This window comes from Nonomuraea rhodomycinica, assembly GCF_013363995.1.
Taxonomy (GTDB): domain Bacteria; phylum Actinomycetota; class Actinomycetes; order Streptosporangiales; family Streptosporangiaceae; genus Nonomuraea; species Nonomuraea rhodomycinica.
On sequence record NZ_JABWGO010000005.1, the window covers coordinates 1 to 13744 of the forward strand.

General features: G+C 72.4%; 17 protein-coding genes and 1 riboswitch. Of the genes, 7 read left to right on the plus strand and 10 right to left on the minus strand.

What is annotated here, in order from left to right; all coding sequences use genetic code 11:
* Positions 1-317 precede the first annotated feature (317 nt).
* Positions 318-737: an RICIN domain-containing protein gene (locus HT134_RS21550; RefSeq protein WP_175602259.1), complete on the plus strand. Its 420-nt coding sequence runs from the start codon at positions 318-320 to the stop codon at positions 735-737.
* Between the two features lie 24 nt (positions 738-761).
* On the opposite strand, the gene HT134_RS21555 is transcribed toward HT134_RS21550, so the two are convergent.
* The 8 genes from HT134_RS21555 to HT134_RS21590 all read right to left on the minus strand — a co-directional run bounded on the left by HT134_RS21555 (position 762) and on the right by HT134_RS21590 (position 7314).
* Entirely contained in the window at positions 762-1463 is a 702-nt protein-coding gene (locus HT134_RS21555) for an MBL fold metallo-hydrolase (RefSeq protein ID WP_175602260.1), read from the minus strand.
* The gene (locus HT134_RS21560) at positions 1460-2164 is read right to left on the minus strand and encodes a DsbA family oxidoreductase (RefSeq protein ID WP_175602261.1); all 705 of its coding nucleotides are present in this window, start codon (positions 2162-2164) and stop codon (positions 1460-1462) included. The genes HT134_RS21555 and HT134_RS21560 overlap by 4 nt, the downstream gene beginning before the upstream one ends.
* Positions 2161-2646 carry a TIGR03618 family F420-dependent PPOX class oxidoreductase gene (locus HT134_RS21565; RefSeq protein ID WP_175602262.1) on the minus strand — a complete coding sequence of 162 codons (486 nt, stop codon included), beginning with the start codon at positions 2644-2646 and terminating at the stop codon, positions 2161-2163. Before HT134_RS21565 ends, HT134_RS21560 begins: the two co-directional genes overlap by 4 nt.
* Positions 2646-3272, minus strand: coding sequence for an FMN-dependent NADH-azoreductase (locus HT134_RS21570; RefSeq protein WP_175602263.1), 627 nt, complete (start codon positions 3270-3272; stop codon positions 2646-2648). The genes HT134_RS21565 and HT134_RS21570 overlap by 1 nt, the downstream gene beginning before the upstream one ends.
* Before the next feature lie 387 nt (positions 3273-3659).
* On the minus strand, positions 3660-4913 hold the full coding sequence (gene glyA, locus HT134_RS21575) for a serine hydroxymethyltransferase (protein WP_175602264.1): 1254 nt from the start codon (positions 4911-4913) through the stop codon (positions 3660-3662).
* Between the two features lie 25 nt (positions 4914-4938).
* Positions 4939-5021: riboswitch (ZMP/ZTP riboswitch) on the minus strand.
* A gap of 26 nt (positions 5022-5047) precedes the next feature.
* Positions 5048-6034, minus strand: a complete 987-nt coding sequence (locus HT134_RS21580; protein ID WP_175602265.1) for a YihY/virulence factor BrkB family protein — start codon at positions 6032-6034, stop codon at positions 5048-5050.
* A gap of 41 nt (positions 6035-6075) precedes the next feature.
* The gene (locus HT134_RS21585) at positions 6076-6471 is read right to left on the minus strand and encodes a YccF domain-containing protein (RefSeq protein ID WP_175602266.1); all 396 of its coding nucleotides are present in this window, start codon (positions 6469-6471) and stop codon (positions 6076-6078) included.
* A gap of 54 nt (positions 6472-6525) precedes the next feature.
* Positions 6526-7314 (minus strand): TIGR03084 family metal-binding protein, encoded by a 789-nt coding sequence (locus HT134_RS21590; protein ID WP_175602267.1) that lies wholly within the window; start codon positions 7312-7314, stop codon positions 6526-6528.
* Positions 7315-7547: 233 nt separating this feature from the next.
* Between HT134_RS21590 and HT134_RS48115 the strand changes: the two genes are divergently transcribed.
* From HT134_RS48115 to HT134_RS21610, 5 genes are all read left to right on the plus strand, one after another.
* The gene (locus HT134_RS48115) at positions 7548-7631 is read left to right on the plus strand and encodes a putative leader peptide (protein WP_350809452.1); all 84 of its coding nucleotides are present in this window, start codon (positions 7548-7550) and stop codon (positions 7629-7631) included.
* Between the two features lie 111 nt (positions 7632-7742).
* Entirely contained in the window at positions 7743-9416 is a 1674-nt protein-coding gene (locus HT134_RS21595) for a nitrite/sulfite reductase (RefSeq protein WP_175602268.1), read from the plus strand.
* Positions 9413-9556, plus strand: coding sequence for an Insertion element protein (locus tag HT134_RS21600; RefSeq protein ID WP_175602269.1), 144 nt, complete (start codon positions 9413-9415; stop codon positions 9554-9556). The genes HT134_RS21595 and HT134_RS21600 overlap by 4 nt, the downstream gene beginning before the upstream one ends.
* Complete coding sequence (locus HT134_RS21605) at positions 9553-10281, plus strand: phosphoadenylyl-sulfate reductase (RefSeq protein WP_175602270.1); 729 nt, start codon at positions 9553-9555, stop codon at positions 10279-10281. The genes HT134_RS21600 and HT134_RS21605 overlap by 4 nt, the downstream gene beginning before the upstream one ends.
* An 8-nt stretch (positions 10282-10289) precedes the next feature.
* Complete coding sequence (locus HT134_RS21610; RefSeq protein ID WP_175602271.1) at positions 10290-11057, plus strand: sirohydrochlorin chelatase; 768 nt, start codon at positions 10290-10292, stop codon at positions 11055-11057.
* A 44-nt stretch (positions 11058-11101) separates the two neighbouring features.
* Here the strand turns inward: HT134_RS21610 and HT134_RS21615 are convergent, their stop codons facing one another.
* On the minus strand, positions 11102-11797 hold the full coding sequence (locus tag HT134_RS21615; RefSeq protein WP_175602272.1) for a DUF1707 SHOCT-like domain-containing protein: 696 nt from the start codon (positions 11795-11797) through the stop codon (positions 11102-11104).
* Between the two features lie 138 nt (positions 11798-11935).
* Between HT134_RS21615 and HT134_RS21620 the strand changes: the two genes are divergently transcribed.
* Positions 11936-13300 (plus strand): ankyrin repeat domain-containing protein, encoded by a 1365-nt coding sequence (locus HT134_RS21620; RefSeq protein ID WP_246364956.1) that lies wholly within the window; start codon positions 11936-11938, stop codon positions 13298-13300.
* A gap of 72 nt (positions 13301-13372) precedes the next feature.
* On the opposite strand, the gene HT134_RS21625 is transcribed toward HT134_RS21620, so the two are convergent.
* Positions 13373-13714: a hypothetical protein gene (locus HT134_RS21625; RefSeq protein WP_175602273.1), complete on the minus strand. Its 342-nt coding sequence runs from the start codon at positions 13712-13714 to the stop codon at positions 13373-13375.
* Between the last annotated feature and the right edge of the window lie 30 nt (positions 13715-13744).

Here is a 13744-nt window from a genome sequence, read left to right on the forward strand (position 1 = left end):
GCCACCACCCACGGCCGCATCAGCAACGCCCTCAAGAACGACGGCGCCCCCGAGCTCGACATCCACGCCACCACCTCCCACGGCGACATCACCGCCCGCAGCCTGTGACCCGCGCCAGGTGGCCGGGACCACGCCTTGAGTACGGGGTACTCAGGCCGTCCCGGCCCCACGCCCGCACGCTGGGTCCCATGAAGTCACACGCTCTTCGCGCGGCAGTCGTCATCGCCCCGCTCCTCGCCCTCGGCGCGACCACCACCACCCCGGCATCCGCGGCGGCGGCGTCCACGGCCGTCTGAGCGGCGTCGAACGTCCAGCTCGTGAACTGGCAGACCGGCAAGTGCCTGACCATCGCCGGCGGCGTCAGCACCGACAACAACGTCCACGCCGTCCAGTACACCTGCGACAGCCACCCCTCCCGCCGCTGGGACGTCTGGGGCTACTCCAGCGCGTACCTGCAGATCAGGAACCGCCAGACCGGCAAGTGCCTCACCATCGCCGGCGGCGTCAGCACCGACAACAACGTCGTCGCCCTGCAGTACACCTGCGACAGCCACCCCTCGCGCTACTGGGCGCTCGGCGATCAGGTCGGCCAGCACGTCCAGTTCCGGAACGTCCAGACCGGCAAGTGCCTCACCATCGCCGGCGGCGTCAGCACCGACAACAACGTCGAGGCCGTCCAGTACACCTGCGACGGCCACCCCTCCCGCTTCTGGGAGATCCGCGACTACTACGGCTGAGCCCCGTCTCCGGCGGCGCGGAGGCTACCAACCGCGTGCGATCCACTCGTCGAGGTGCGGCAGTTCGGTCGCGACGGTGGTGTCGGGGCCGTGCCCGGGATGGACGAGGGTCGCGCCGGGGAACCCGAGAAGCCTGCGTACGGACCGGATGACGACCGTGAAGTCCGACAGCGGCGGGCCGGTGAGCCCCGGCCCGCCGGGGAACAGGGTGTCGCCGGTGAGCAGGTGCGAGTCCACGGCCAGGGTCAGCCCTCCCGGGGTGTGTCCAGGGGTGTGCAGGGCACGGACCCGCAGGGGGCCGACAGGGAGGATCTCGCCGTCCAGGACCGGTACGGTCACCCCGTCCCACAGCCGGGCGTCACCGGAGAAGGCCAGCCGAGCGGGATCGCGCGCGAGGATGTCGGCCGTCGCGGTGCCCGCGTCCCAGTGGCCGGTGCGGCGGGCGGTCGCGACCTCGTTCGGCCATACGGGCTGGTCGGCGGGGTGCGCGAGGACCGGGACGCCCAGCGCGTCCACGACCTCGGGCACGGCCAGGACGTGGTCGAAGTGCGCGTGGGTGAGGGCCACGGCGACCACGTCAAGGTCGGCCACGGCGTCCAGGACGCGACCCGGATCGTCTCCCGGGTCCACGACCAGCGCCCGGCGATCGCCGTGGGCGTGCAGGATCCAGCAGTTGGTCTCCAGCACGCCGACGACGACCCGCCGCAGCACGGCTTCGACGGTCACGGCTGAGCGGCTCGTTCGAGCAGGTCGTCGTACACGCCGGGGTCGTGGGAGCCGACGACGGGGAAGCCGGCGGCCCATGGACCCTCCCAGCGCACCTGGATGCCGGGGTTGTGGACGGCGGTTCCGTCGTGGAGGCGGAACGTCGGGCTGCCGGGAACGGCGTCGGTCTGCGAGATGGCGAAGTCGCGCATGACGTCGGCCCGGTGCCGGCCGCTGTCCAGCGCGGCGGCCAGCTCGGTCACGTCGACGACGCCGTCCGCCAGTTCGCCCGCGACCTCCAGGATGACCTGCCGGTGGCTGATCGACCGGGAGTGGGTCCAGAACGCCCGGCGCAACGCGAGGTCGAGCTCCTCTGCGGCCTCCAGGCTCTGCGCGCTCGCGGCGTGCACGGCTTCCGCGGCGAGCAGCACGGTGTGGGGGTAGAGGTCGTCGGCGGCGGTCCAGACCCGGAACTCCGCCTCGGGCTCGATCTGCCCCAGTCCGACGGCCTCGGTGTCGGTGCCGCGGCGGGGGTGCGGGCCGTTGAACAGCTCCAGGGGGAACGTCCGGTGCTCCAGCCGCACGGCTCCGTCCAGTCCGAGTCGCTCGCGCGCCCGGCGCAGCCGCAGCAGGCCGACGTAGGCGAACGGGCACAGCAGGTCCGACCAGACCTGCACGGTGCCGGCCGCGACGGGCGGCGTCGCGGAAGCGTCTGTTGTCATCCGTGCTCCTGATGTTCGGTCCCGGAGGGATTGGTGGTGAATCGGGCAGGCCGCAGCAGCACGGCCGTACGGCGCTCCTCAGCCATCGCCCGGTCGTATTCGGCCAGGTCAGAGTGATGCCCACCGGCCGCGTGGTAGATGTCGCGCAGCAGCCCCGGCAGCCGGTCGGGGCCGATCCCCGGGAGCGGATCGTCGGGTCCCGCGAGCTCGGTGGCTCCCCGGACGGCGACCCACTCCCATCCGGCGCGGAAGACGAGCGTGGCGTGCGGGTCCCGGCGCAGGTTCGCCAGCTTCGCGGTGCCCCCGCGGGCCACGAAGGCGACCGTGGCGGCCCCGGTCGTCGGATGCGGCAGGACCCCGGCGTTGACGACGCTGACGGAGGGCTGCCCGTCCGGGCGCAGCGTCACGAGCACCGCGAGCCACCGGTCCGCCGCGCCGTACTCCCGGACGAGTCGCAGCCCCTCCTCCTCGGACAGGGCCATCAGAAGACCTTCGCGATGTCGCGGGCCCGCGCGTCGGCCTCGCGCCGCGCCTCGTCCCAGTCGCCGGCGAGGGTGGGGTGGAACCGGATGTCCTGGATGTCGGTCAGCCCGGTCCAGCGCAGCCAGTCGTCGAAGAACGTCGACTGGAAGTCGCTGCCGAACTCCGGGCCGAGCGGCGGTCCCCATACCGCGCTGGTGTAGACGACGGCGACCCGCTTGCCGCGCCCCGCCAGCTGGTGGCCGTACCCGGTCACCGGGTCGACGGTGAAGATCCAGCCGGGCTGGCTGACGACGTCGATGAACTGCTTGAGCACGTACGGCACCGACGCGTTCCACATGGGGACGCTGAAGAGCAGCCGGTCGGCGGAGTCGAACCTCTCGAACGTCCTGCGGGCCGCGGCCCACGCCTCGGCCTCGGCGCCCTGCGGCTCCTTCCCGCCGAACACCGTCATCTTCGCCCTGGCCCCGACGGCGAAGTCCGGCAGCGACCCGTCCCACAGGTCCCAGTGCTCTACCTCGTCACCGGGGTGCGCCTCCTGGTAGGTCTCCGTGAAGACCCGCGCGATCCGCAACGACTCCGACGCCTCCCCACGGGGTGAGGCGGAGATGTGCAGCAGCTTGCCCATGGTGTGCCGGCTCCTCAATTTAGCGGACTATGGTCCGGTTGTTGGATGACGACAAGATACGGACTCTGGTCCGGTTTGGTCAAGCCGGGCGATTGACAGCGCTGTCAGACAACGCCGACGGGGTCGAGGAGACCCTGCTGGGGCCGGAGGGCGAGGTGACGAGGCCGCGTTCGCCGAAACGGCGTTCACCGAGGCCGCCGAGATGTGGGCATCGAGACGTGGGCGCCGAGACGTGGGCGCCGAGACGCGGGCGGCCAGGATGGGCCGGACGCGCGTGCAGTCCGAGCCGCTGACTGATCCAGGTGGGCCGGTCGTGCGCCGCGCGACGCGCGGCGTCATGACCGGCCCGGCGAAAGGCGCCGGGACAGGCCCGGCGCCCGGGAGGCGCTAGGACAGGCCCGGCGCCGGGAACTGGGCGGTCAGCTCGCTGACCTCGTGGTGGACGCGCGTGATGACGTCCTCGGCGTCGCCCTTGGCCAGGGCGGTGACGACCTCGTCGATCCAGGCGCCGATCTGCCGCATCTCCGCCTCGCCCATGCCGCGCGAGGTGACCGACGGGGTGCCGATGCGGATGCCCGACGGGTCGAACGGCTTGCGGGTGTCGAACGGGACCGTGTTGTAGTTGGTCTCCAGGCCGGCCCGGTCGAGCGCCTGGGCGGCGGGCTTGCCGCCGATGCCCTTGGGCGTGAGGTCGAGCAGGATCAGGTGGTTGTCGGTGCCGCCGGAGACGAGGTCGAAACCGCGGCTGCCCAGCTCGTCGGCCAGCGTCTTGGCGTTGGCGACCACCTGGTGGGCGTACGCCTTGAACGCGTCGGTGGACGCCTCGTGCAGGGCGACGGCGATGGCGGCGGTCGTGTGGTTGTGCGGGCCGCCCTGCAGGCCCGGGAAGACGGCCTTGTTGAGCGCGGTGGCGTGCTCGTCGGAGGTCGCCATGAGCATGGCGCCGCGCGGGCCGCGCAGCGTCTTGTGGGTGGTCGTGGAGATCACGTCGGCGTGGCCGACCGGCGACGGGTGCGCGCCGCCCGCGACGAGACCGGCGATGTGCGCGATGTCGGCGGCGAGCACGGCGCCCACCTCGCGGGCGATCGCGGCGAAGCCCTCGAAGTCGATCGTGCGCGGGATGGCGGTGCCGCCGCAGAAGATGAGCTTCGGCCGGTGCTCCAGGGCCAGCTCGCGGACCTCGTCGAGGTCGACGCGGCCGGTGTCCTTGCGCACGCCGTAGCGGACCGGGGTGAACCACTTGCCGGTGGCCGAGACCGACCAGCCGTGGGTGAGGTGGCCGCCGAACGGCAGGCCCATGCCCATGACGGTGTCGCCCGGCTGCAGGAACGCCATGTAGACGGCGAGGTTGGCCGGGGAGCCGGAGTAGGGCTGGACGTTGGCGTGGTTGACGCCGAACAGCGCCTTGGCCCGCTCGATCGCCAGGGTCTCGATCTGGTCGATGACCTGCTGGCCCTCGTAGTAGCGCTTGCCGGGGTAGCCCTCGGAGTACTTGTTGGTCAGGACGGTGCCCGTCGCCTCCAGGACGGCCTTGGAGACGTAGTTCTCGGAGGCGATCAGCTTGACGGTGTCGGCCTGGCGGCGCTCCTCGGCCTGGATGAGCTCGGCGATCCGCGGGTCGACGCTAGCGAGAGAACTCATGACTCCCCTGTCATCATTGACATCCGGCGAAGACCCAGGCGCACGGCCTCCGCTCCCTTCCGCTCCCCGGTGGTGAGCCCACCTCATGCGCCAGTCGCGACCCTACAGACGATAGCGGAAGTGGTGCTCCCGGCTCACTCGCGCGTGGCTGCCGCGTCCAGCGTGACTGCTGTGTCCTCCGCGTCGCCCGGGCGGGCCCGGCCGGTGCCCGGCCACCACTTGTCCACCTCCGCGTTCAGGATGGCGCCGATGAGCACGGCCAGCGCCGTGATGTACAGCCAGAGCAGCACGGCGATGGGCGCGGCCAGCGAGCCGTACACGGAGACGGGCGAGAACCACTCGGCGAGCACGGCGCGCAGCACGGCGGCGCACACGATCCACAGGAACAGCGCCAGCACGGCCCCCGGCAGCTCCCGGTAGACCTTGGTGCGCACCGGCACGCTCACGTGGTACAGCACGGTGAGGAACGCCACCGACCCGATGATCACCACGGGCCAGTAGAGGACGTCGATGAGGACGCCGAACTGGGCCGGCAGGGCGTCCTTGAGCAGGGTGGGGCCGATGACGAGGATGGGCATGACGACGATGGCGACGGCCAGGCCGACGACGTAGAGGCCGAACGACATCAGGCGGGTGCGCACGATGCCCCGCGCCTCGCCCAGCCCGTACGCCACGGAGATGAGGTCGACGTACACGTACAGGGCCCGCGAGCCGGACCACAGCGACAGCAGGAAGCCCAGGGAGATGATGGAGACCTTGCTGGCGTCGTCGCGCAGCACGTCGTTCATGAGCGGGTTGACGACCCGGTCGATGGCGTCCTGGGTGAACAGCACGCCGGCCTGCTCGACCACCCACGCGCGCACCTGCTGGACCGTCTCCTGGCCGAGCCAGGTGCCGAGTTTGCCGATGACGCCGATGACGCCCAGCACGAACGGGGGCAGCGACAGCAGGGCGAAGAAGGCCGCCTCGCCCGCCAGCCCGGTGACCCGGTAGGTGACGCCGGCGTCGACGGCGTCGCGCAGGATCGCCCAGGCCTTCGTGTCGCGTGCCCGGCTCAGCCCGGCGCGGACGTTGGAGGCGATGCGCTTCCTCGCCCGCGTGGGCAGGTCGGTGGAGGTCATGGCACCAGGACCAAGCTTTCGCAGTGACTCTTCCGGACAGCTTATGTCCCCATGACCCTGCCCTGGTCGTTGTCGACGATGCGCGCTCCGAGCGGCAGCAGCGAGACGGGCACCAGTTTGAGGTTCGCGACGGCCAGCGGGATGCCGATGACCGACAGGAACAGCGGGATCGAGGTCAGGACGTGGCCGATGGCCAGCCAGATCCCGGCGACCACGCACCAGATGATGTTGCCGATCAGCGAGAACACCCCGGCCTGGGGGTCGCGCACGACGGTGCGGCCGAAGGGCCACAGCGCGTACGCGGCGATCCGGAACGAGGCGATGCCGAACGGGATCGTGATGATGAGGATGCAGCAGACGATCCCCGCCAGGGCGTACCCGAGGGCAAGCCAGATGCCGGCGAAGACCAGCCAGATGACGTTGAGAACCGTGCGCATGGCTACAGCTTGTCACCGGGCGTGCGCCACGCGGCATCCGGTATGCCCCTGAACCTACCCCGACCTGGGCGCACGTCCCTCGCCGGGGGGACCGGCGAACGCCTGGGCCACCTCCGCCCAGGCGCGGGCGGCGGGGCCGGTGATCTCCAGGGCGGTGTCGGCGAGGTGGACGCGCCGGGTGACGAGCAGGCAGAAGTCGAGCATGGGCCCGCGCACCACGTCGGGGGCGTCCGCCGGGCCGGCGGTCCACGGCTCGCCGCCGCCGGGAGGCGTCAGCTCCACCCGTACGGGCTCGGCCGGGAGGGGCAGCCCGCGCACGGCGAACCCGTAGGGGCGGGCCCTGACCCCGAGCATGGCCACGTGCCGCAGCCGGGCGGTCGGCTCGCGGGTGACGCCGAGCGCGGCGGCCACGTCCTCGCCGTGTGCCCAGGTCTCCATGAGGCGGGCGGTGACGAACGAGGCGGCCGACATGTCGGGCCCGTACCAGGGGATCCGGTCGCGCGCGCCGAGCCGGGCGAACGCCTCCAGGCTGCGGGCGCGGGCGTCGCGGAACCAGGCGTGCAGCTCGGCGGCGGGCATGCCGCGCGAGCGGAAGGCCAGCTCGTCCACCGTGTCCGCCTCGATGGCGAACCCTTCGAGCGAGGCGCGGAACGCGGCGGGGTCGGTGGCGGCGGTGCGGGCCGCGTCGTCGAACCAGGCGAGGTGGGCGACCTGGTCGCGCACCGCCCAGCCCTCGGCGGGGGTGGGCAGCTCCCACTGGGCGGGGCCCAGCGGGGTGAGCAGGGCCTCCAGCGAGTCGGTCTCCGCGCGCAGGTCGGCGAGCAGCTCGCCCATGAGGTCCATGGCCGCCACCCTAACCGAACGACGTTCTACGGGGAATAATGCGGAACGTGATCTGCGAGAGCTGCAAGGAGCGGCGGCACGAGGAGTGCCGCGGCGGGTCGTGGTGCGACTGTCAGCATCAGACGGAGAGCAAGGAGGACGAGTCCCCGCTGGACTGGCCCCGCCAGGGGTGATCACGTCCAGAGTCTGGACCGATGTTGGACATCCCGGACAGCCCGAGTATCTTCGTATACATGCCAGCGGACCCCATGCTCGTCGGCCGACGCCACGTCGACCTTCAGCGTGTCCGCAGCGCCATCTGTCGTGACGCCCGCTGATCATCCCCAGATTTCTCTCACCTGAGGGCGTCGCACTCCTCTTCGCAACCCCCGCACTCGACGACGAGGCGGGAGGAAGTACGCGCGCGCCCATGATGCGAAGGACGCGCCATGAGCACTCCTGCCAGCCGGCACCACAAGCGCCCGCGCGGCGAGGGTCAGTGGGCTCTCGGTTACCGTGAGCCGCTCAACAAGAACGAGGAGAACAAGAAGAACGACGACGGGCTCAACGTCCGCCAGCGGATCATCGACATCTACTCCAAGGGCGGCTTCGACTCGATCGACCCGGCCGACCTGCGCGGACGCATGCGCTGGTACGGCCTGTACACCCAGCGTAAGCCCGGCATCGACGGCGGCAAGACCGCGATCCTGGAGCCGGAGGAGCTGGACGACCGCTACTTCATGCTCCGCGTCAGGATCGACGGCGGCCAGCTCGACCTGCGCCAGCTCCGCGCGATCGCCGACATCTCCAACCTGTACGGCCGCGGCACCGCCGACCTGACCGACCGGCAGAACATCCAGCTGCACTGGATCGAGATCGAGTCGGTGCCCGACATCTGGGAGCGCCTGGAGGCCGTCGGCCTGTCCACCACCGAGGCGTGCGGCGACACCCCGCGCGTCATCCTGGGCTGCCCGCTGGCCGGCATCGACACCGACGAGGTGATCGACGCCACCGAGCAGATCCAGGAGGTCTACGACCGGTTCATCGGCGACCCCGCCTTCTCCAACCTGCCGCGCAAGTTCAAGACCGCGATCAGCGGCTGCCCCGCCCACTGCACCGTCCACGAGATCAACGACGTGGCGTTCGTCGGCGTCGAGCTGCCGGGCGGCGAGAAGGGCTACGACCTGTGGGTGGGCGGCGGCCTGTCCACCAACCCGATGTTCGGCAAGCGGATCGGCGTGTTCGTCCGCCCCGACCAGGTGGGCGAGGTCTGGGCCGGCGTGGCCGGCATCTTCCGCGACTACGGCTACCGGCGGCTGCGCCACCGGGCGCGCATCAAGTTCCTCGTCAACGACTGGGGACCCGAGAAGTTCCGCGAGGTGCTGGAGACCGAGTACCTCAAGGAGCCCCTGCCCGACGGGCCGGCGCCGGCCCAGCCGCGCGGCTCGCGCCGCGACCACGTCGGCGTCTTCCCGCAGCAGGACGGCAACTTCTACGTCGGCTTCGCGCCCAGGGTGGGCCGCCTCGACGGCGACAAGCTGCACCTGGTCGCCGACATCGCCGAGCGGCACGGCTCCGGGCGCGTCCGCACCACGGTCGAGCAGAAGATGGTCATCCTCGACGTCGCCCCCGACCGGGTCGAGTCGCTGGTGGCCGAGCTGGAGGCCAACGACCTCCAGGTCAACCCCTCCACGTTCCGGCGCCAGACCATGGCCTGCACCGGCATCGAGTACTGCAAGCTCGCCATCGTCGAGACCAAGGCCACGGCCTCCGACCTCGTCGACGAGCTGGAGCGGCGGCTGCCCGGCTTCCAGGAGCCGCTGACGATCAACGTCAACGGCTGCCCCAACTCCTGCGCCCGCATCCAGGTGGCCGACATCGGCCTCAAGGGGCAGCTCGTCGTGGACGACAACGGTGACCAGGTCGAGGGCTTCCAGATCCACCTCGGCGGCTCGCTCGGCGTCAACTCCGGCTTCGGCCGGAAGGTGCGCGGCCTGAAGACCACGGCCGCGGCCCTGCCCGACTACGTGGAGCGGGTCGTCACCCACTACGACACCCAGAAGAAGGAGGGCGAGTCCTTCGCCGACTGGGTGCAGCGCGCGGACGAGGCGGACCTGCGATGAGCGAGCGCGCCGTCCCGTTCCACTGCCCGTACTGCGGCGACGAGGACCTCGAACCGTACGAGGGCGACGGGGGCTGGTACTGCCGCTCCTGCGCCCGCGCTTTCAAGCTGAAGTTCCTGGGGATCGGAGTGAACCTGTGACGCTGGTGGACATCGAGGTCGGACTCCGGAGTCAGCGCGGCACCCTCGACCTGCAGGACATCGTCGAGTCGGCCGCCGTGTTCCTGGAGGACGCGCCCGCCCGCGAGATCATCCGCTGGGCGGCGGCGACGTTCGGCGACCGGCTGTGCCTGACCTCGTCGATGAGCGACGCGCTGCTCATCGACCTGGTGAGCCGGGTCAAGCCCGGTGTGGACGTGCTGTTCATCGACACGGGTTACCACTTCGCCGAGACGGTCGGCACCCGGGACGCCGTCCGGCAGGTCTACGACGTCAACGTGATCGACATCAAGCCGTCGCGCACGGTGGAGGAGCAGGAGCGCGACCTCGGCCCGCGCCTGTTCGGCCGCAACCCCGACCTGTGCTGCTACCTGCGCAAGGTCGAGCCGCTCAACCGCGCGCTGGAGCCCTACCTCGCGTGGATCTCCGGCATCCGCCGCGACGAGTCGCCCACCAGGGCCGGCACCAAGGTCGTCGAGTGGGACGCCAAGCGGCAGATGGTCAAGGTCAACCCCATCGCCCGGTGGACCCAGGAAGAGGTCGACAACTACATCGCCGACAACGGGGTGCTCATCAACCCGCTCCACTACGACAACTACCCCTCGATCGGCTGCGCCCCCTGCACCCGGCAGGTCGCGGAGGGCGAGGACCCGCGCAGCGGGCGCTGGGCGGGGCTGGGGAAGGTCGAATGCGGCATTCACCTGTAGTCCCCGGCATGTGGCCCGCCCCGTTGGCAGACGGGGCGGGCCAGCGCCCGCCTCTGGTGGCGGTGGCGCACGGCTCGCGCGACCCGCGCGCCGCGGCCGTCGTGGAGGCGCTGCTGGAGGAGGTACGGCGGGCCCGGCCGGGCCTGCCGGTCCGCTCGGCGTACCTGGACCATGCTGCGCCGAGCCTGGGCCAGGCGCTGGCCGGTCTGGGCGCGGCCGTGGTGCTGCCGCTGCTGCTCACCGAGGCGTACCACTCGCGCGTGGACCTGCCGTCGGCGCTGAACGAGGTGCGGGCGCGCGAGCCGCGGCTGCGCGTCCGCTACGGCGCCACGCTCGGGCCGCACCCGCTGCTGGTGGGCGCGCTGGAGCGGCGCCTGGCCGAGGCCGGGGTGGCGCCGCGCGACCCGGGGACGGCCGTGGTGCTGGTGTCGGCCGGTTCCAGCGACGCTCGCGCCAACGCCGTCGTGGCGCGGGTGGCCGGGGAGTGGGCGCTGTCGGGCGGCTGGTGGGGGGCCGTCCCGGCGTACGCGTCGGCCGCGTCGCCGACGCCGGAGGAGGCGGTGCGGCTGCTGCGGGAGGCGGGCGCGCCGCGCGTGGCCGTCGCGCCGTACCTGCTGGCTCCGGGGCTGTTCGCCGACAAGGTGCGCCGGGCGACGCTCGCCGCGGGCGCCGACGTGGTGGCGGACGTGCTCGGTCCCGCGCCCGAGGTGGCGCGGGTGCTGCTGGAACGCTACGACGCCGCCCTGCGCGCCCCCGCCGAGGCCGCGGCCTCCTGAGCCGTCACCGGCTTGCCACGGCGTGCTGAGGAGCCGCCGCCGGCTCAGTGGCCGTGGATGCCCCGGCGGCCGTCGTCGCCGGGCAGGCGGCGGTTGCCGTCGCGCCAGTCGTCGCCGTGCAGCCGCCTCCAGTGCTCGCGCCAGGCCGCGAGCCCGCGCCGCACCGGCTCCGCGCGCGAGTCGCCGACCACCTTCACATCGCCCATCACCGCGTACGCGCGGACCCGCACCACCGGCACGTTCATGCCCGGGGCGGCCTGCTGCACGTCCACCCGCTTGTCGCCCATGACCGCCATGCCGTCGAGGTCCACGTGCACGCCGTCCGGCACGATGATCTTGACGTCCCCCATCACGGAGACGGCCGTGATGTCCACCACGTCGGTGCGGGCCTCGGCCTCGCGCAGGTCGAGCAGCACGTCGCCCATCACGGCCACCGCGCCCAGCTCCTGGTCGATCCGCCAGGCGCCGCGCCGCTTGGTGTCGCCCATCACGCCCACGAACCAGCGCCGCCCGCGCTGGGCCGGCCGCGGGGCGGCGGGGAACGCCGCGGGCTGCCCGGCACCCGGCAGGTCCTGGGTGAGCAGGGCGAGCTCGGCATGGGTGACGGCGCTGTAGGCGGCCTCGGTGCGGTCGGTCAGCTCGGCCAGCGAGAGGCGGCCCTCCACGGAGGCCACGCGGAGTCGCTCCACGACGGCCTCGCGCTCGGCGTCGGACGCGCGCACTCCTCCAGGGTCAGTCATGAGACGCAACATATCGCGTTTTGCCGGCCGTCTCCTCCTCCCCCAGGAGGAACACCGCCGTCCGTCATGCCCCTTTCGAACCACGTGCCCGGCGACGGCGGTCCGGGGTGGGGGTTGAGCTGGGCTAGTGTCCGTTGCATGCATGAGGAGAAGCTCTACCGGGCCGCGTTGAACGGCGAGTCGGAGACCGTGAGCGAGCTGCTCGCCGGGGGCGCCGACCCCAACCGGCCGAGCGAGGGAGAGGACGAGGGGCTGCCGCTGTGCGCGGCGGCCGCGTGGGACCGGGTCGAGGCCGCCCAGGCGCTGCTGGCCGCCGGGGCCGACGTCAACGGCCGCGAGGAGGGCGGCTGGACCGCGCTGCTGTGGGCCGCGGCCAACGGCCACGCCGACACCGTCCGGCTGCTGGTGGAGGCCGGGGCCGAGGTGGACGTCACGAACGACGACGGTGACACGGCGCTCACGCTCGCCGCCCGGCGCGGCGCCCTCGGCGTGGTGCGGGCGCTGCTGGACAGCGGCGCCGACGCGGCCAAGTACGACGGCGACGGCGACACCCCGCTCGACGTGGCGGCCGACTGGGTGGGCGTGCACCTGGAGAGCGCGCTGCTCGACCAGATCGGGCAGGACGACTGGGAGTACGTGGTGGCCCGGCAGTTCGCCAAGGACGGCACCGAGCTGGTGACCGTGGCGGGCCGCTCCGCCGACGGCTCGCAGAGCGAGCAGGTGCAGGCGCAGCGCGGGCACGCGGCGATCGCCACGCTGCTGGAGGAGGCCACCGGCGTGCACGCGCCGGTGGACCGGCTGGTCGCGCGGGCGCTGGCGCACCGCGACACCGACGAGGACGCCGAGACCTGGTGGATCGTGGCCGACGCGCTGGGGCGGCGGGGCGACGAGGAGACCTACGAGGCGCTGGCCCGGCTGTGCGCGAGCGAGGACGCCCGGGAGCGGGAGTTCGGCGTGGACGCGATCGCCCAGTTCGGCGTGGGCGAGGACGGCGGCAAGCCGTACCTGGAGCGCACGCTGCCGCTGCTGCAGCGGATGGCCACCACGGAGAGCGACCCGCAGGTGCTCAGGTCGGTGCTGTCGGCCCTCGGCCACCAGGGCGACCCGCGCGCGCTGCCGCAGGTGCTCGACATCGTCAACCGGCCGGGGCACCGGCGGACGATGACCGACGCGATCGCGCTGGCCGACGTGCTGCCGCCGGACCACGCCGAGGGGCTGGCCCTGCTCGTCGCCATGACCCGCGACGACGACGAGGAGGTGCGCGACTGGGCCACCTCGGGCCTGGCCTCGCTGGAGGCCGACACGCCGGAGCTGCGCGAGGCGCTGGCGGCCCGCCTGGACGACACGGACCTGCGGACGGTCGCCGAGGCCACGCGCGGCCTGGCCGAGCGCGGGGACTCCCGGGCGGCGCGGGGCGTCGAGCGGGTGCTGGCCGAGAGCGACGACGACTATGCCCGCGACCTCGTCACCGAGGCCCGCGCCAAGCTCACTCCGGACGCCTGACGCAAACTCACTCCGGACGCCTGACGCAAGCTCACCCCGGACGCCTGACGCCCGGCGCCGGCCGGCGCCGGGTCAGGGGCGGCGTTCGGTGCCGAAGATGCCGTTGACCGCGACGATCGCGAACCAGATCCCCAGGACGACCCACGCGGAGGTGTCCGAGAGGCTCAGCGCGATCGTCGCCACGGTGCCCAGGCTCAGCGAGACGATCGCGAGCGCGAGCCGCTGGCCGTAGGCGGCCTTGGCCTGTCCGGCCAGGTCCTCGGCCTTCGGGACGGCGGCCAGCCGCTCGTCCACCCGCCGCTCGACCTCCTTGCCCATCTTGTCGAGGAACGACTCGATCAGGGCGTCCTCGAAGTCCGGGCCGAGGTCGCGGCGGGCGGCCACGGCGGCACGGAGCTCATCACCGGTGCTCATATGTCGAGATATAGCGCGTTGTGTCCGCCC